Origin of the sequence: Lactobacillus sp. M0390 (assembly GCF_016102085.1) — a bacterium.
Classification (GTDB): domain Bacteria; phylum Bacillota; class Bacilli; order Lactobacillales; family Lactobacillaceae; genus Lactobacillus; species Lactobacillus apis.
In genome coordinates, this window is the sequence record NZ_JACFPH010000026.1 from 1 (window position 1) to 402 (window position 402).

2 tRNA genes are annotated in these 402 nt (G+C 47.3%); both read left to right on the forward strand.

Features of this window, described 5'->3' with window-relative positions:
- The first annotated feature begins 110 nt into the window (after positions 1-110).
- Positions 111-184 (forward strand) — tRNA-Ile (locus H3R25_RS08995).
- A gap of 38 nt (positions 185-222) precedes the next feature.
- Positions 223-295: transfer RNA gene (locus H3R25_RS09000), tRNA-Ala, on the forward strand.
- Positions 296-402: the final 107 nt, after the last annotated feature.

Here is a 402-nt window from a genome sequence, read left to right on the forward strand (position 1 = left end):
CAGGAATGCTAAGAGAAGTCAGGCAAGCGCACGGAAGCACATGAGTAGGGAAGACATTGTTTAGTTTTGAGGGCAGTACCTCAAAGAGAAAGAGCAGATACGCTGGATACGGGCCTATAGCTCAGCTGGTTAGAGCGCACGCCTGATAAGCGTGAGGTCGATGGTTCAAGTCCATTTAGGCCCATAGGCAAGTAAAAGAGAAAGCGCATCTGAAAAGACCATGGGGGCTTAGCTCAGTTGGGAGAGCACCTGCTTTGCAAGCAGGAGGTCATCGGTTCGAACCCGTTAGCCTCCATTGGATCTGAGAAAGATCCAATGAGTTAGTACATTGAAAACTGAATATAATCCAAGAAAAAACCGAGAAACAATCAAAAGAGAAGAGATTGCCAAAGAGCGACCGAG